The 15,290-nt window shown below is 67.7% G+C and carries 19 protein-coding genes and 1 pseudogene; 6 read left to right on the top strand and 14 right to left on the bottom strand.

The window, feature by feature from the left end; genetic code table 11:
• Window position 1 precedes the first annotated feature (1 nt).
• Both VHP37_17735 and VHP37_17740 read right to left on the bottom strand, forming a co-directional pair.
• Entirely contained in the window at window positions 2-844 is an 843-nt protein-coding gene (locus tag VHP37_17735) for an amidohydrolase family protein (protein ID HEX2828201.1), read from the bottom strand.
• Between the two features lie 44 nt (window positions 845-888).
• Complete coding sequence (locus tag VHP37_17740; GenBank protein ID HEX2828202.1) at window positions 889-1,014, bottom strand: hypothetical protein; 126 nt, start codon at window positions 1,012-1,014, stop codon at window positions 889-891.
• 39 nt (window positions 1,015-1,053) lie between these two features.
• Between VHP37_17740 and VHP37_17745 the strand changes: the two genes are divergently transcribed.
• Entirely contained in the window at window positions 1,054-1,281 is a 228-nt protein-coding gene (locus VHP37_17745; GenBank protein ID HEX2828203.1) for a hypothetical protein, read from the top strand.
• Here VHP37_17745 and VHP37_17750 read toward each other — a convergent pair whose 3' ends face one another.
• Window positions 1,282-2,256: a tripartite tricarboxylate transporter substrate binding protein gene (locus tag VHP37_17750; GenBank protein HEX2828204.1), complete on the bottom strand. Its 975-nt coding sequence runs from the start codon at window positions 2,254-2,256 to the stop codon at window positions 1,282-1,284.
• Window positions 2,257-2,389: 133 nt separating this feature from the next.
• On the opposite strand from VHP37_17750, the gene VHP37_17755 reads away from it, so the two are divergent.
• Complete coding sequence (locus VHP37_17755) at window positions 2,390-3,292, top strand: phytanoyl-CoA dioxygenase family protein (protein ID HEX2828205.1); 903 nt, start codon at window positions 2,390-2,392, stop codon at window positions 3,290-3,292.
• Between the two features lie 2 nt (window positions 3,293-3,294).
• Complete coding sequence (locus VHP37_17760) at window positions 3,295-3,567, top strand: hypothetical protein (GenBank protein ID HEX2828206.1); 273 nt, start codon at window positions 3,295-3,297, stop codon at window positions 3,565-3,567.
• A 70-nt stretch (window positions 3,568-3,637) separates the two neighbouring features.
• Here VHP37_17760 and VHP37_17765 read toward each other — a convergent pair whose 3' ends face one another.
• Complete coding sequence (locus tag VHP37_17765) at window positions 3,638-4,429, bottom strand: SDR family oxidoreductase (protein HEX2828207.1); 792 nt, start codon at window positions 4,427-4,429, stop codon at window positions 3,638-3,640.
• 35 nt (window positions 4,430-4,464) lie between these two features.
• Window positions 4,465-5,190 (bottom strand): hypothetical protein, encoded by a 726-nt coding sequence (locus tag VHP37_17770; GenBank protein ID HEX2828208.1) that lies wholly within the window; start codon window positions 5,188-5,190, stop codon window positions 4,465-4,467.
• A gap of 62 nt (window positions 5,191-5,252) precedes the next feature.
• Between VHP37_17770 and VHP37_17775 the strand changes: the two genes are divergently transcribed.
• The 3 genes and pseudogenes from VHP37_17775 to VHP37_17785 all read left to right on the top strand — a co-directional run bounded on the left by VHP37_17775 (window position 5,253) and on the right by VHP37_17785 (window position 7,556).
• Window positions 5,253-6,104 carry an LLM class F420-dependent oxidoreductase gene (locus tag VHP37_17775; GenBank protein HEX2828209.1) on the top strand — a complete coding sequence of 284 codons (852 nt, stop codon included), beginning with the start codon at window positions 5,253-5,255 and terminating at the stop codon, window positions 6,102-6,104.
• A gap of 79 nt (window positions 6,105-6,183) precedes the next feature.
• Window positions 6,184-7,071: pseudogene (locus VHP37_17780) on the top strand (lyase family protein).
• A gap of 107 nt (window positions 7,072-7,178) precedes the next feature.
• Window positions 7,179-7,556 carry a hypothetical protein gene (locus VHP37_17785; GenBank protein HEX2828210.1) on the top strand — a complete coding sequence of 126 codons (378 nt, stop codon included), beginning with the start codon at window positions 7,179-7,181 and terminating at the stop codon, window positions 7,554-7,556.
• An 18-nt stretch (window positions 7,557-7,574) separates the two neighbouring features.
• On the opposite strand, the gene VHP37_17790 is transcribed toward VHP37_17785, so the two are convergent.
• From VHP37_17790 to VHP37_17830, 9 genes are all read right to left on the bottom strand, one after another.
• On the bottom strand, window positions 7,575-8,273 hold the full coding sequence (locus VHP37_17790; GenBank protein HEX2828211.1) for a TonB family protein: 699 nt from the start codon (window positions 8,271-8,273) through the stop codon (window positions 7,575-7,577).
• 42 nt (window positions 8,274-8,315) lie between these two features.
• On the bottom strand, window positions 8,316-8,702 hold the full coding sequence (locus tag VHP37_17795; GenBank protein HEX2828212.1) for a hypothetical protein: 387 nt from the start codon (window positions 8,700-8,702) through the stop codon (window positions 8,316-8,318).
• Window positions 8,703-8,728: 26 nt separating this feature from the next.
• Window positions 8,729-9,106, bottom strand: a complete 378-nt coding sequence (locus VHP37_17800) for a hypothetical protein (GenBank protein ID HEX2828213.1) — start codon at window positions 9,104-9,106, stop codon at window positions 8,729-8,731.
• Between the two features lie 150 nt (window positions 9,107-9,256).
• Entirely contained in the window at window positions 9,257-10,048 is a 792-nt protein-coding gene (locus tag VHP37_17805; protein ID HEX2828214.1) for an SDR family oxidoreductase, read from the bottom strand.
• Window positions 10,049-10,061: 13 nt separating this feature from the next.
• A complete protein-coding gene (locus VHP37_17810; GenBank protein ID HEX2828215.1) occupies window positions 10,062-11,297 on the bottom strand; it encodes an MFS transporter in 1,236 nt (411 codons plus the stop codon).
• Between the two features lie 2 nt (window positions 11,298-11,299).
• Complete coding sequence (locus VHP37_17815) at window positions 11,300-12,394, bottom strand: mandelate racemase/muconate lactonizing enzyme family protein (protein ID HEX2828216.1); 1,095 nt, start codon at window positions 12,392-12,394, stop codon at window positions 11,300-11,302.
• Window positions 12,395-12,516: 122 nt separating this feature from the next.
• Entirely contained in the window at window positions 12,517-13,356 is an 840-nt protein-coding gene (locus tag VHP37_17820) for a TauD/TfdA family dioxygenase (protein ID HEX2828217.1), read from the bottom strand.
• 28 nt (window positions 13,357-13,384) lie between these two features.
• Window positions 13,385-14,362, bottom strand: coding sequence for a tripartite tricarboxylate transporter substrate binding protein (locus VHP37_17825; GenBank protein ID HEX2828218.1), 978 nt, complete (start codon window positions 14,360-14,362; stop codon window positions 13,385-13,387).
• A 17-nt stretch (window positions 14,363-14,379) separates the two neighbouring features.
• Entirely contained in the window at window positions 14,380-15,243 is an 864-nt protein-coding gene (locus VHP37_17830) for a fumarylacetoacetate hydrolase family protein (protein ID HEX2828219.1), read from the bottom strand.
• Window positions 15,244-15,290: the final 47 nt, after the last annotated feature.

A 15,290-nucleotide genomic window follows, 5' to 3' on the forward strand; every position in this document is an offset into this window, starting at 1 on the left:
CTTACTCCACCGGCCACTTGAACACCCTGCTCGCCGTGCCGTGCATCATCTGCTGTATGTCGGCCGCCGGCAGGTACGCCGCGGCGTACTTGCGGATGATGTCGGCGTTCTCGGTATAGGTGCCGCGCGCCTTGCCCATCGTCTGGGTCTGGTCGGACGCCCACATCAGGCGCTCGGCGCCGTACGCCGCGTGCACGCGCTTGATCAGCGGGTGCAGGTCCTCGTATTCGGGCGGCGCGCTGCCCGACACCAGCGGCAGCGACGACACTTTCACGGTCACGTTGGGAAAGCGCGCGAGCGCTTCCATCGCCTTCACCTTGCTCTCGCGCGCCTCTCCCGGCACGGCCCACGCGAAGTGGTCGACGATGAATCTGAGGTTCGGATACTTCTGCAGCACCGGCTCCATCAGCGCGGGACCCGCGCGGGTCCACACGGCCACCGCCATGTCCTGGTCGATGCACGCTTTCCACACCGGCTCGAACGCGCCTTCGGCGAACAGCTTCTGGTGCTCGGCTTCGTTCATCGACAGGCGCAGGCTGCACACGCCGGGCTGCTCCAGCCAGCGCGGCAGCAGCTTGAATTGCTCGGGCAGCGAGGGCACGAACCACGCCATCACCCGAAAGCGCTTGGGATATTTGGCGGCGGCGGCCTGCGCGCACGCCGGGCTGCGATTGGGCGCGACGCCGGCCGGCGAGATGACCGCGCGGTCGATGCCGGCGTCGTCCATCAGCCCGAGCATGCGCTCGGCGGGCATGGGATCGGGCAGGTGGTTATTCCCTTTCGGGTCCCACGGATCCTCGGGCGTGTTCGCGTTCCAGATGTGAACCTGTGCGTCGGTGATCATGCGTTACTCCCCGCGGTTATTGGTGTCGCTTATGGTAGCAGTTGCTACTGAGCGACCTCCGCGGTAATTCCCGCCGCCTTGATCACCTTGCGCCAGCGCTCGGTCTCCGAGACGATCCGGTCGCGCAGCGCGTCCGGCGTTCCCGGCATCGGCTCGACGCCCAAGCGCATGCGGACGGCGCGGCGGGCCGCCTGAAGAACGGCCCGCAAGTGAGCAACCGCGTCGGCCACGTACAGGGCGGCGTGACGATGGGCCTCGGGCTGGCCACGGCGGAAGCGGCGTTGTCCGCCGATTGGATGACGAGCGCGGTGTCAGCCTGGTTGATGGCTCCCTGCGAAGGCGCCCTGATCGAGTCCAGATCCGACATCGTTCATCGTGGAAGGCTTACCAGCGTGGTGCGCACTGCAATCGTCGGCGGCAACGGCCGGCAGGCATAGTCACTGCGCGCGTATGTTGCGCTCGCGTATGACTTTCCCCCAGCGGGCGTTTTCGCTGCGCATGAACTGGCCGAAGCGTTCGAGCGTCATCGCTTCGTGCGCCCCACCCTCGCGTACCAGGCGTTCCTGAAACTCCGGTTGGGCGGCAATACGCCCGATATCGGTATGAAGGCGGACGACGATCTCCTTCGGCAGCGCGGGCGGCCCGAAGAAGGCGTACCAGTTCGACATGTCGTACCCGGGCACGCCGGATTCGGCGAGCGTCGGCAGATCGGGCCAGGCCTGTGTCCGATTCTTGGTCGATACCGCGAGGGCGCGTGCCCGTCCCGCTTTCGCTGCGCCCATCGTGGCGGGTACCGACCCGAACGAGAGATCGACGTCGCCGGTGGAAACCGCGAGGGCGGCCGGGCCCGCGCCTTTGAACGGGATGTGCGTCATGCGTGTGCCCGTGAGCGACATGAACAGCTCCGAGGCGAGGTGTGAGGCTGCGCCATTGCCGCCTGAACCGAAGTTGAGCTTCCCGGGCTGAGCTTTCGCGAGCGCGATCAAGTCGCGCGCCGATCGGACGGGAACCGAAGGATGCGTCACCAGCAGCATGCAGGTGTGCACGAGAAACGCCGCCGGCGCGAGATCGACGAGCGGGTCGTAGTTGAGCTTCAGCAGATGCGGATTGATCGCGATCTGTCCCGAGGTGGCGAATACGAGCGTGTACCCGTCCGGCGGCGCTTTGACGGTTTGATCCACCGCGAGCGAACCGGACACGCCGGGACGATGCTCGACGATGACCGGTTGTTTCCAGGTCTTCATCAGCTCTTGCGCCACCATGCGCGCGAAGAAATCGGTCGCTCCGCCCGGCGGCTGGCCGGAGAGGAAGCGTACCGGTTTGGACGGATACGATTGACCCAGTGCCGCGCTGCCGTGCGCAAGAAGCGCGCACAGGGGTAGCACGCTGACGACGCCGATGGGGCATTTCATTTCGCCTCCTCGAATGGGGGGACCGGGATTCGAAGTGCGGGCGTCTACCGGGTTGATCGGCTCCTGCACGCGTGAAACTAGCACGATACGCCCGGCGGCCGTATGCTGCGCGGAAACGCACGGGAGGTTCGCGATGAAGGCCGAACGCGTGCTGGAGCGACGCCCGCTGGTTCTCGACCAGCGCTCGCGCGAGCGCTACTTCGAGGACGGCTTCCTGGTCGTGCCCGGTTACGTCGGCACCGCCTGGCTGGCGCGGCTGCGTGCGGTGGTCGACGCCAAGATCGAGGAGTCGCGCGCCCTGTCGGCTTCCGACGATCAGTTCGATCTCGCGCCCGATCACAGCAAAGAGAAGCCGAACATCCGGCGCCTGCGCAAGGCGGTCGACCAGCATCCCGAGCTCTGGGCGTTCGCGCAGGATCCCGGCGTCGTCGATCTCGTGGCGGACCTGCTCGGCCCAGACCTGCGCTTCCACAGCTCCAAGCTCAACTTCAAGTGGTCCGACGGCGGCGACGCGGTGCAGTGGCACCAGGACATCCCGGCGTGGCCGCACACCAGCTTCAGCGTGCTCACCTTCGGCGTCTATCTCGACGACACCACCTCCGAGCAGGGGCCGCTCGTGGCGCTCCCCGGCACGCATCGCGGCCCGCTCTTCGAACAGTTCGACGACGACGGCCGCTGGACCGGCCAGCTTTCGGCGCGCGACGTCGCGGCGCTGAAGACCGATCGCGTGGCCGAAATGTGCGGGCCCGCCGGCACGGTGGTGCTGATCCACTGCCGCGTCGTGCACGCGTCGGCGGTCAACCATTCGCCGCGCCTGCGCCCGCTGCTCCTCAACGTGTATTCCTCGGCCGACACGCTGCCGATCACACCCGCGCCGTCGCCGACGAAGAAGACCGGCGTGCTGGTGCGCGGGCAGGAGCCGCTGCACGTTCATTGGGAGCCTTACGAAGCCCGATTGCCGCCGCGCTGGGACCAGGTCGGCTATCGCTCGATCTTCGCCGCGCAGAGCGTCCCGCAAACAGCGGAAGTGAGCTGAACGTGATCAGGGCGCCCGCCGCGTTGTTCTGTCTGCTCGTCGCCGGCGCCGCCATGGCGCAGACGCCGTATCCGGTGAAGCCCGTTCGCGTGCTGCCGCCGTTCGCGAGCGGCAGCGGCTTGATCGCCGGCGAGGCGGCGCCGCAGCACGCCGCGATGAAACGCGTCGGCGATAGCGTCGGCCAGGCCCTTGAACATCTCGCCCGATTGAACGTACGGGTCATTGCGAGGAGCCGCGCACGCGGCGACGAAGCAATCTCGGGGCGCTCGGCCTAACCCGTGCGCCACGGGATCGCCACGGCTCGCTTCGCGAGCCTCGCGATGACACGTCGTTTGGCGACGGCCGTCAAAGACTCAGGCCGCCGTCGAGCACGATCGTCTGGCCGGTCATGTAGTCGGACGCGCCCGACGCGAGATAGAGCGCGAGCAATCCCACTTCGCGCAGTTCGCCGTGACGCTTCAGCGGCACGGTGCGCTTCGCGCGCTCGGCACTTTCCTGCGCGCGCTTTTCGCCCGAGGTCACCGGGTCCGGGAAGAGTCCCGGCGCGATCGCGTTGACCTGCACGCCGTACGGCGCCCATTCGAGCGCCTGCGCCCGTGTGAAACCGACCAGCGCGGTCTTCGCGGCGGTGTAGAGGACGAGCTCGCCGCCGCCTTTGCTCGCGGTCCACGAGGAGATGCTGATCACCTTGCCGCTGCGCCGCTCGAGCATGTGCTTTCCCACTTCGCGCGTGCAGAGTATCGCTTCGGTGAGGTTGATATCGATGACGAACTTCAGCTCGTCGTCCGAAGCCGCCTGCGATTCGCTCTTGTCGGGCAGCGTCACCAGCGGCTTGCGGATCGAATCGCCGAGCGCGTTCACCAGCACGTCGATGCGGCCGAACTTCGCCAGAACCGCGTCGACCGCGGCACGCACGGTGTCGGGCTTCGTCACGTCGGCCACGATCGGCTCGACCCGCCGGCCCGACGATCGGGCGATCTCGGCGGTGAGCGGCTCGACGTATTTCGGCGTGAGCGCGTTCAGCGCGATATCGGCGCCGGCGTGCGCGAGCACCTGCGCGATGCCTTTCCCGATGCCCCGGCCCGCGCCGGTGATCAAAACCACTTTTCCGGTGACGTCGTACTCGGCAGGCAGCATGGCGGAAGCTCCGTGTCGGGATTCGTTGTGCGGTCTCACCACGGCGGCCGGTTGTAGTACGTCGTATAGCAGTCGCCGTCGAGGCAGATCATCGGGTCGCGCCTGTTCTTGGGGTTGTTGCGCTTCTCGAGCGTATAGCTGTTCGTCTGGCCGCTGCGCGACTGGGCGGTGATGCGGTTGCCGGCGACGCTCCAGCGGCCGGAGTCGGCGGACTGAGAGCTGGTGCCGCCCCACATGCCCGGCGCGTTCGCGCTCATGCTGCCCTGGCTCTGGTAGGTGTAGGTGCCGTCGGCGCGCAGGTCGATGCACGTCATGCGCGAGGAGCCGCCGCCCGAGTTGGCGGTGAAGTTGCTGCCCTTGCACCAGCGCCCGACGAGATCCTGGCCACCGCCGCCGGACGAGCCCTGGGCGGAAGCCTGAGGTGTCGCCTTGGCCATTTTGGCCGCCGCCTCGGCCGCCGCGGTGCCGCGCGTCATCGTCACGATGCCCGGGAGGTCGCCGCCCGAGACCGTCAGGCTGTCGGGCCTGGCATCGAACGAATAGCTGACGACATCGGCGCCCTGCTGCTGGACGAGCAGCAGCCTCATCAGGGTCTGCCACTTCATGGGCTTGCCGTTGACCGTGCCGGTGCCGTTGGGCTCGAAGGTGACGGTCAGCGGCTGGCCGTCGACCGCGGCGGACCAGGTGCCATGGAGCGCGGGGTTGGCGAAGGCCGGCGCTGCGAGCACGAGACCGAGGACGATCACGGCGAGGAATCTCATCTTTTTCTCCCGTCACGACTTATCGTAAGGTTACATGGCGCAACCGGCGGAGGTGAACCCACATGAAATACGGCGTCGCGATCTTCTTCACCGACTATTCGATCTCGCCCGTCGACATGGGCACGGCGCTCGAGGCGCGCGGCTTCGAAAGCCTGTGGGCGCCGGAGCACAGCCACATTCCGTTGACCCGCAAGTCGGCATATCCCAAAGGCGGCGAGCTGCCGAAGGAGTACTACGACGTCATGGATCCTTTCGTGACGCTGGCCGCAGCCGCGACGGCGACGAAGACGCTCAAGGTGGGGACGGGCATCTGCCTCGTCGTGCAGCGCGATCCCATCCAGACCGCGAAGTCGGTGGCGAGCCTCGACCGGATCTCCGACGGCCGTTTTCTCTTCGGCATCGGCGCCGGCTGGAACGAAGACGAGATGGCCAACCACGGCACGACCGATTTCAAAGGCCGCTTCAAGCTGATGGAAGAGCGCGTCCAGGCGATGCGCGAGATCTGGAGCAAAACCAAGCCCGAGTTCGACGGCGCGCACGTGAAGTTCGGACCGATGATGACGTGGCCCAAGCCGGTGCAGAAGCCGCTGCCGGTCCTCGTCGGCGGCGAGTGGCCGCACGGCGCGCGGCGCGCCCTCGCGTTCGGCGATGCGTGGATGCCGCACGCGCTGCGTCCCGCGTACGGCGAGAACGACGTCCTCATGCATTTGCCCGCGTTTCGCGAGATGGCGAAAGCCGCAGGTCGCGAGTCGATTCCGATCACCGCGTTCAATCCGCCGGCGAAGCCCGATACGTTGCAACGCTATCGCGACGCCGGCATCGAGCGCGTCGTCTTCTCGATCGCCGCGGAGGACAAGGACAAGACGCTCGCGACGCTGGATCGATTGGCGGGCGCGATGAAGCAGACCGGCTGATTCGTCATTCCGGACCCGCCGCCAGGCGGAGGTGATCCGGAATCCATCCTGACGTTCGCCGCTAAGGAGAAAACATCCCATGGCCACCGCCTCCCACGACGACAGCCCCACCGCCGCGCGCGTGCGCGACCCGGGGATCCGCGCACTCTACAAACAAGAGAACCGCTGGCAATCGTGGCTCGACGTCGAAGCGGCGCTCGCGCGCGCGCAAGCCGAGCTCGGCATCATCCCCAAGGAAGCCGCAGCAGCGATCACGCGCAGCGCGAAGTTCGAGCTCATGGACCGCGCGCGCGTCATGGAAGGCTTCGCGCGCACCGGTCATACCATCGTCCCGCTCGTCTGGGAGCTGTCGCGCGTGGTCGGCGAGCCGCACGGCGGCTGGGTGCACTGGAGCGCGACGACGCAGAACATCACGCAGACCGGCGATCTCGTCGTGCTGCGGCAGGCGCACGCGATCTTCCTGCGCCTCATCGGCGAGACGCTCGCCTCGATGGCGGATCTTGCCGAGCGCGGCGCGGAGATGGCGATGCCGGGTCGCACGCACGGCCAGCACGCAGTGCCGGCGACGTTCGGCTTCAAGGTCGCGGGCTGGATCGACGAGCTGCTGCGCCACGTCGAGCGCATGCGGCAGGCCGCGCCGCGCATCTTCGTCGCGATGCTCGGCGGCGGCGCGGGAACGTATGCGTCGTTCGGCGAAGACGGGCAGAAGGTGGCGGCGGGCATGGCGAAGCAGCTCGGGATGCAGCCGATGGCGGTGCCTTCGCGCGTGATCTACGACCACATCGCCGAGAACGTCTGCCTCCTCGGCCTGCTCGCCGCGACGTGCGGCAAGATCGGGCGCGAGATCTACACGCTCATGAAGACCGAGTACGGCGAAGTCGAGGAGCCCGTGCCGCCCGGCACCGTCGGCAGCTCGACGATGCCGCAGAAGCGCAATCCCAAGCTGTGCCAGGACGTCATTGCGGCCGCGGCCGAGATCCGCTCGATCGTGCCGCTCGCGCTCGAAGGCATGCAGGCCGAGCACGAGGCCGACCGCACCAGCAGCGTGATCATGAAATCGGCGGAGTCGCGCGCGTGCATCGCAACCGGCGACATGCTCGTGCGGCTCGCGGAGATCGTGAAGGGCCTCACGCTCCATCCCGAGCGCATGCGCGCCAACCTGGAGCTCTCCGGCGGTCTCATCATGGCCGAAGCGGTGATGCTCACGCTCGGCAAGAGGATCGGGCGGCAGCACGCGCACGACGCGTCTACGACGCCGCGCAAGCCGCGTTCGTCGAAGGCAAGTCGTTCTCCGCAACGCTCGCAGCGGACAAGCGCGTGACCGATCACCTGTCGCGCGCCGAGATCGACGCGCTCATCGATCCCGAAGCGTATACCGGTCTCTGTGACACGATGGCGCGCGATGCCGCCGCGAGAGCGAGGTCGGCGGCAAGAGAGATTGTGACGCGCTAGCGATTCCGCGGGCCGCGCTCAGTTGCCCAGCTTGAACGTCATCGGCACGAGAACCCACGCACCGACCGGTGTATCGCCGCGGCGCGCCGGCGTGAATTTCCAGCGGCGCACCGTGTCCTGCGCGGTGGTGTCGAGACGGGTGAAACCGCTGGAGGTGCGCACCTGCACTTGCTCGGGCAACCCATTCTCGTTCACGAACACGCGCAGGATGACTCGGCCCTCCTCGCCCATCTGACGGGACACCAGCGGATATTCCGGCCCCGGATTGTTCAGATAGGCCGCGTTGAAGCTGGGCGGAATCACAGGGGCCGGTGGAGCGGGCGGCGGGGCGACGGCGACCGGGGCCACCGGCGCCTCGATCGGCGGCAGCGGCACGGGCACTGGCAGTGGCGGCGGCGCGGTAAAGGTCGTCGGCGGTGCTTCGGGCTGCGCCGCGATGATCGGCGGCTGCGGCGCGGGCGTCGGCTTGTGCCGCACCTGGGGCCTGGGCGGCGGAGGCGGCGGCTTCGGCGGCGGCTCCACTTTCTTCGGCGGCGTGATCAGCGTGGTCATGATCGGCGCTGCCGCGATGATCGCGGTACGCACCGACGCGAATTGCAGCAGCGCTGCGACGAGCGCGATATGCAGCGCGACGACGATCGCTATGCTGGCCCATTTCGACGAACGTCCGGCAGTGCGCCAGTCGGTGGGGAAACGCGCGCGGGACACCGCAGCCATGGCTCCGCGTGAATCCGGACTACAGCGGAAGCGACGTCGTGGTTACCGGTTGCATCCGGGCTTTCCTTCCTGGCCGACGGGCGTCTTCTCCGACTGGTGATAGACCGCCGTGCCGCGCTGGTGATTGTCGGACGCGCTGGTCGGGTCGTTCAGGCTGGGTATGACCGGAATGCCTTCGGGAGCGTTCCGCGCCAGGAAGTAGCCGCCTACTTCGCTGCCCGTCGTCCCGCTCGGCGTCACGACTTCCACGCAGCCGAGCGGACGCTCCGCGTAGATGCCGTCCTGCGGGTGCTGCCGGTCCACGGCCTGGCCACGCACGCTGACCTCCGGCATCAGGACCTCTTCCTGCGGCGTGCCTCGGGTCGCGGCGAGCGCTGACGTCATCCCGATGGCGATCGTCGCTCCGGCAACGAGCGCAATGCGCTTCATCGGGGTTCGGGATCGGACCTGCAGACTCATAGGCCGCATCCGGGTTTTCCTTCTCGACCGGGAGGCGTCGCGGGATGTTGTTCGTACGCGCGCCTTCTCCCGAAATCCGACGCGCTCGACGGGTTGTTCAAATCGGGGATGACCGGTGTGCCTTCTTTCGCACGCGCCGCATTCGCGAAGGCGAACCCCGCGACGGGGGCACTGGGCGTGACGACTTCGGCGCAGCCGATCGGCGGCGACGAGTAGGTGGGGTCCTGCGGGTGGTGCGGGTGCAGCGCGGGCTGGCCGCGCACGTTGACCTCCGGCATCAGGACTTCCTCTTGCGCGGCGCCTTGCGAAGCGTCGGTGGCGAGTGTCACGACGAGAGTGACGGTCGCCGCCGCCAGGAACGGACTGAGCTTCACGTCAGATCCTCCCTGCTGATTGTTGTTAGCACCTTTACAGCCGGGCAATGGGTTCAACCCTGCGGTTGACTCATCGTTGTCAGGGCTAGGATGACATACGCGTGGACCTGCGTCAGCTCGCTTCCCACGATGCGGACGGCACGACTCGCCTCAGTAATAGATCCCAGGCGTGGAACCGCCGTCGACCGCGATCACCTGTCCCGTGATCGCCGCCGCATGCGGCGAGGCGAGGAAGAGCACCAGCGGCGCGATGTCCTTGGGCTCGATCAGGCGGCCGATGGGGAACTGCTTGACGAAGCTCTTCTCGGCCTCGGCTTCGCTCACACCGAGCTCCTTCGCGCGCGCCGCGAGGCGCTTCGGATAGCGATCGGTCTTGGTGAACGGCGGGTGCACGGTGTTCGCCGTGATGCCTTGCGACGCCACGGTCGTGCTGAACTGCTTGACGAAAGCCGTGATCGACGAGTTCCCGAGCGCGCTGGGCAGCGCGGTGGCGCCTGCATTGCGCGAGGCGGTGCCGGCGATGCAGATCACGCGGCCGCGGCCCGATTTGCGCAGGTGCGGAAGCGCGGCGCGGCAGCAGCGCATGTACGCCAGCGTCTTGCCTTGCAGCCGTTCCATGAGGCCGTTGTCGTCGAGCGTCTCGATGTTGCCGCTGACCGAGGTCGACGCGTTGTTGACGAGCACGTCGAGACCGCCGAACGCATCGACCGCCGCCTGCACCGCGGCGAGACAGCCCTCGGCGGTGAAGAGATCGACCGCGACCGCTTTCGCCTTCACGCCCTTCGCGGCGATCTTCGCTTCGGCTTCGGCGAGCGCCGCCTTGTCGCGGCCGCAGATGGCGACGTTCGCGCCTTCCTCCGCGAACGCGAGCGCGATGCCGAGCCCGACGCCGCGATTGCCGCCGGTGACCAATACCGATTTCCCCTTGAGATCGAGATTCATGTGCTGCTTCCTTTCATTTCGTTGTGCTTACGATGACTACGCTGCGCGCCTGCGCGGTGAGCAGGCAGGCCAGAGCCGCGGCGGTTACGACCGAGAGGCCGGCGAACGCGACGGCATAGCGCCCCGACCAGGCGTACGCGTTGGCGACGACGAGCGGCCCCACCATCTTGCCGATGTTCACATAAAACAGCGCCCCGGCGGTCGTGCGGCTGACGAGCTTCGACGGGACCAGCCGCGCGACTTCCGCCATGAAGGCGCCGTTCCAGCCGCTCGCGGTCGAGCCGAAGACGAAGAAGACGAGGCACGCGAGCGGCAGCGGCCACGCCGGCGTGACCAGGTAACAGGCGAGCGCGGCCGCGATCATCACGCCGCAAAGAATGGCGAGCGCGCTGTAGCAGCTTCGCGTCACGTCGGCCATCCAGCCCCAGAACACGCGTCCCGCGGCGCCGCCGACTTGCGAGGCCGTCAGCACCAGCCCTGCCGCGATGAGCGAATAGCCCGCCTCTTCGACGAACAGCACGACGGTGAAGGTCGTGAGCCCGATCTGCGGGATCACGAGGAAAGCGCCCGCGACGGCCAGATTGCGCAGCGCGCGCTGGCGCCAGATCGTGGTGAGGCCTTCCAGCGGGTTGACGACCACCGGTGCGTCAGGCGTGCGATCGTCGTCCCAGCGCGCGCGCTTCGTTTGAAGCACCACGATGAGCGCGGCCAGCATCGCCGCGCTGACGGCGAGCGCCCAGCGCCAGCCGAACAGCGTGGCCACCGCGGGCGCGATGAGCGAGACGCCGATGCCGCCGATCGGCACGCCGGTCTGCTTCAGCGAGAACAGCACGTTGCGCCGGTGCGCCGGCGTGTAGCGCATGAGCAGATGCGAGGCTGCGGGACTCAGCAGCCCGTAGCCGAGGCCGAGGAAGATCGCGGAGGCGAAGAAAAACGCGGCATGCGGCCCGGTCGCAATCAGGCATCCCGCAGCCAACAGCGCGAGGCCGGTCTGCGTCACGCGGCACGCGCCCCAGCGCACGCTCAGGTTCCCCCCGAGCAGCAGCGAGACGAGCATCGCGCCCGCGAGGAGGCTGATCTGATAGCCGATCAGCGCAGAAGAGATTCCGAGGTCCGCGCTCGCCGCCGGCGCGAGCGCGGGCAGCGTCATGGTGGCGATCGTGCCGAACGCCTGGCCCGCCAGCATGCTGACGAGCACGAACGCGAAGCTCTGCTCCTTCGCGTCCGGTGCGCCCGTCGCCCCGCTCATCGCTACTTCACGCGCATGCGTTCGACCAGGTCCGGGTCGGGGTCCTGTCCCAGCCCCGGCACTTGCGGCACGGCGAAGTCGCCGTCCTTCGGGATGATCTGATCGCCGAAGGGATTGTCGGTGAAATCGCAGTAATAGCGCTCGATCGGGATCTCGCGCGCGCTCGCCGCGCACACGTGTATCGACGCCAGCAGGCCCGGGCCGAAGTACGGCGAATGCGGCACCACGACGACTCCGTTCGCTTCACCGAGCGCGAAGATCTTGCGCATCTCGGTCACGCCGCCGATCTTGGTGATGCTCGGCTGCGCGATGCCCACGCCGCCGGCTTCGAACAGGCGCTTGAACTCCATGAAGTTCGAGATGTTCTCGCCCGCCGCGATCGGCGTGACGCTCGCGTTGCGCAGCCGCGCGAGGCCGGCGTGATCGTCGGGCGGGTAGATCGGCTCCTCGATCCACGCGAGCTTCATACCGGACCACTCGTGCGCGATCGCTATCGCCTCGTCCACCGTCCACGGGCACGAGCAATCGATCATCAGCGGCACCTTTTCGCCGCACACTTCCTTCGCGGCGCGCACGATGTCGGTCTTGTTCTCGTGCAGCTTGATGTAGCGGTAACCGCGATCGATCGCCTCTTTGGTCTTGCGCGCCACGACCTTGGCATCGCCATAGCGCAGCAGGCTTGCATACCCCGGCAGCTTCTCGCGCGCGCTGCCGCCGAGCATCTTGTAGAGCGGCAGCCCCGCGCGCTTGGCGGCGATGTCCCACAGCGCGATGTCGAGACCCGAGATCGCGAACACCGTCGGGCCGCTGCGGCCGGTGTTGTAGAGGCCGCGATGCAGGTCGGCCTGGATCTGCGCGATGTGCGACGGGTCCTTGCCGACGACGCGCGGTGCGATCAATTGCGCGACGGCGGTGACCGTCGATTGCCAGCCGGCGTTGGAGAAAGCCTCGCCCCAGCCGGTCACGCCTTCGTCGGTGTCCACTCTGACGAGCACGGTGTGCACGTCGCTCTTCGGCAATCCGCCGGCGTGCGGCTGGGCGTCGTCGAGCTTCAGCGGCGTGCGGACGAGGACGGGTTCTACCCGGGTGATCTTCATGCGCGTTCTCCGGATGCGTCGCGCCGCCGATCGAACGGCGCGCGGACGTAACGATGAAAGCCGCAATCGTATCGTTTTTCCGGGACGTCTGACGCCGGAGGCGTCCGCTGCTCCCGCAGCGTTCAGTGCGTGGCGTCGCCCTTGATCATCGTGCGATAGAGCAGGCGCTTCTCGTTTTCGGCGTAATCGGCGGTCGCGGCGTGCAGCGTGGCGCGATCGTCCCAGATGACGAAGTCGCCGGTGCGCCACTGGTGGTGATACTGGAGCGCGGGGTTGCTGGTGCTGTGGTCGTAGAGCCGCCGCAGCAGCGCCTCGCTGGCGGCGGGCTCCATGTCCACGATGTAGTCGGTCATCGTCTCGTGGACATACAGCGCCTTCGCGCCGGTTTCGTCGATCGTGCGCACGACGGGGTGCCGCACCGGCGGCGTGTTCTTCATCTGCTCGTCGGTGAGCGAGGGAACTTTGCGGCCCGGGCGCTGCTTGCCGTAGTAGTGGACCGCCGTCAGCTTGTCGACCTGCGCCTTCGTGTCCGCGTCCAGTGTTTCGTACGCCATGCGCATGTTCACGTAGCGCGTAGCGCCGCCCTTGCCGGGAATGTCGACCGCGTAGAGCACCGTCGCCTTGGGCGGCTCCGCGATGAAGCTCTCGTCGGTGTGGAACATCGTGCCGCGGATGATGCGCTTGCCGTCTTTCACGTCGCGATCTTCGCTCGATACCACGCCGGCCTCGGGATACCGGTCCGAGCGGTAGGACTCCATGTGCTGCACCTTGGGCGTGCCGAAATGGCGCGCGGCATCGAGGAACGCACCGACGTCGCCGAAGCGCTGGTCGCGCACGCAGAGCAGCAGGTGCTCGACGAAAGCCTCGTACAACCGATCGCGGTCCGCCTTGTCGAGCGGACGGGTCAGGTCGACCCCGGTCACCTCGGCGCCCATGACATTGCCCAGCGGCGTGATCTTCATCGGGACTCTCCTTGAATGCGAAGACTGGTTACTGCTGCAGTTCGATACCCGCCTGCTTGATGAGCTTCGACCACTTCGCGATCTCGGCCGCGACGTAGCCTTTGAACGCCGAGGGCGACATCGGCCCGAGCGGCTCGAAACCGATCGTCGTGAGCCGGTCGGAGACCTCCGGGTCCGCAACGGCCATCGCCACGTGCTTCGCCACGGTCTGCACGACGGGCGCCGGCGTGCGGGCCGGTGCGAGGATGCCGTACCACGTCGCGGCTTCGTAGCCTTTCACGCCGGATTCGGAGATCGTCGGCACATTGGGCGCGAGCTTCGAGCGTGTCGCACTCGTTACACCGAGCGCGCGGAGCTTTCCCGCCTGCACGTGCGGCAGCGCCGGCGCGAGCACGCCGAACATGGCCTGCACGCGGCCGGCCAGCAGCTCGTTCTGCGCGGGCCCGGTGCCCTTGTAGGGAACGTGCGTCATGGCGGCGCCCGTCATCGAGCGAAAAAGCTCGGCGGCGAGGTGCGTGATGCTGCCGGTGCCGCTCGACGCGTAGTTCAGCGCGTCGGGCTTCGCTTTCGAAAGCGCGACGAGCTCGGCGACGCTCTTCGCGGGCACGGAGGGATGGACCACCAGCACCAGCGGCCCCGTCGCCACCGGGGCTACGGCGGAGAAATCCCTGGTGAGATCGTACGGAAGCTTCGTCGTCGCCGGCGTGATCGTGAGCGACGCGGTGATGAAGACCAGCGTGTAGCCGTCCGGCGCGGCCTGCGACACGATCTGCGTGCCGATCACGCCCGCGGCCCCGGGCCGGTTGTCGATGACGATCTGCTGGCCGAGCGTATCGCTCATGCGGCGCGCGACGAGGCGCGCCACCGTATCCGACCCGCCCGGCGGAAACGGCACGACCATGCGAATGGCGCGCGAAGGATATTGCGCTCCGGCTTGCGCATGCGCCGTAACGACGTGCGAACCGAGCACGACCAGCGCCACCGCGCCGCAGAATAGTTTTCCCATGCCGCCTGCTCGAAAGCTCATGCCGTCCAGTCCCAGCTCGCCGGTCCGCTGTCGTCTTCGACGATCCGATTGCGCAGCCGCCCCACGCCTTCCACTTCGCATTCGATCACGTCGCCGGGACGCAGGAACCACCGCGATTCGTGCGGCTTGCGGCCCGCGGCGACGCCGGCGGGCGTGCCCGTGGAAATGATGTCGCCGGGCTCGAGCGTCGCCTGCGAGAAATACGCGACGAGCTGCGGGATCTTCCAGATCATCCTGCCGGTGTTGCCGTGCTGGCGCAGCTCGCCGTTGACTCGGGTCGAGATCGTGAGGTTCATCGGGTCTTCGATCTCGTCTTTCGTGACGAGCCACGGTCCCAGCGGACCGAACGAATCGAACATCTTGCCGAGGAACTGGTTGCCGGCGGCGCGCTCGATCTTCAGCACCTGCCGCGCGACGATGTCGCTCAGGACGGTATAACCCGCGATGACGTCGTAGGCGCGCGACTGCGGAACGTTCTTGCAGCGGCGCCCGATCACGACCGCGAGCTCGGTTTCGTAGTCGAGCTCCCGCTCCGCCGCCGGCCGTGCGATGTCGTCGTACGGCCCGGTCAGCGAGGAGGTCGCCTTGATCGAGGCCGAGGGCACCTTGCCGGTATGCGTGAGCCCGTGCTCCGCCACGTGCTCGTGATAGTTGCGCGCCAGGGTGATGAGCTTGCCGGGGCGCAGCGGCGCGTCGAGCACGCACGCACCGAGCGGCAACCGGTGCGCATCGCCGGCCCGTGCCCGCTCGTACACCCGGCGCGCGTGCGCCAGCGCTTCGTCGCCGCCGCGCAGCAGATCCAGGACGCTGGCAGGCAGCGCGACGCCCATGTCTGCCGCCGCGGCGTGTAGGTCGAGCATGGCCTCATCGACCACGGCGCCGACACGCCAACCGCTGTCGCGTTCGT

Source organism: Burkholderiales bacterium, assembly GCA_036262035.1.
GTDB lineage: Bacteria > Pseudomonadota > Gammaproteobacteria > Burkholderiales > SG8-41 > JAQGMV01.

What these genes read in the sequence shown, in the direction of transcription:
- VHP37_17740 (HEX2828202.1), bottom strand. Translation starts at nt 1,014, where the DNA reads ATGCGCTTGGGCGTCGAGCCGATGCCGGGAACGCCGGACGCGCTGCGC.
- VHP37_17735 (HEX2828201.1), bottom strand. Translation starts at nt 844, where the DNA reads ATGATCACCGACGCACAGGTTCACATCTGGAACGCGAACACGCCCGAG.
- VHP37_17770 (HEX2828208.1), bottom strand. Translation starts at nt 5,190, where the DNA reads ATGAGATTCCTCGCCGTGATCGTCCTCGGTCTCGTGCTCGCAGCGCCG.
- VHP37_17830 (HEX2828219.1), bottom strand. Translation starts at nt 15,243, where the DNA reads ATGCTCGACCTACACGCCGCGGCGGCAGACATGGGCGTCGCGCTGCCT.
- VHP37_17765 (HEX2828207.1), bottom strand. Translation starts at nt 4,429, where the DNA reads ATGCTGCCTGCCGAGTACGACGTCACCGGAAAAGTGGTTTTGATCACC.
- VHP37_17825 (HEX2828218.1), bottom strand. Translation starts at nt 14,362, where the DNA reads ATGGGAAAACTATTCTGCGGCGCGGTGGCGCTGGTCGTGCTCGGTTCG.
- VHP37_17750 (HEX2828204.1), bottom strand. Translation starts at nt 2,256, where the DNA reads ATGAAATGCCCCATCGGCGTCGTCAGCGTGCTACCCCTGTGCGCGCTT.
- VHP37_17815 (HEX2828216.1), bottom strand. Translation starts at nt 12,394, where the DNA reads ATGAAGATCACCCGGGTAGAACCCGTCCTCGTCCGCACGCCGCTGAAG.
- VHP37_17790 (HEX2828211.1), bottom strand. Translation starts at nt 8,273, where the DNA reads ATGGCTGCGGTGTCCCGCGCGCGTTTCCCCACCGACTGGCGCACTGCC.
- VHP37_17795 (HEX2828212.1), bottom strand. Translation starts at nt 8,702, where the DNA reads ATGAAGCGCATTGCGCTCGTTGCCGGAGCGACGATCGCCATCGGGATG.
- VHP37_17805 (HEX2828214.1), bottom strand. Translation starts at nt 10,048, where the DNA reads ATGAATCTCGATCTCAAGGGGAAATCGGTATTGGTCACCGGCGGCAAT.
- VHP37_17755 (HEX2828205.1), top strand. Translation starts at nt 2,390, where the DNA reads ATGAAGGCCGAACGCGTGCTGGAGCGACGCCCGCTGGTTCTCGACCAG.
- VHP37_17775 (HEX2828209.1), top strand. Translation starts at nt 5,253, where the DNA reads ATGAAATACGGCGTCGCGATCTTCTTCACCGACTATTCGATCTCGCCC.
- VHP37_17810 (HEX2828215.1), bottom strand. Translation starts at nt 11,297, where the DNA reads ATGAGCGGGGCGACGGGCGCACCGGACGCGAAGGAGCAGAGCTTCGCG.
- VHP37_17820 (HEX2828217.1), bottom strand. Translation starts at nt 13,356, where the DNA reads ATGAAGATCACGCCGCTGGGCAATGTCATGGGCGCCGAGGTGACCGGG.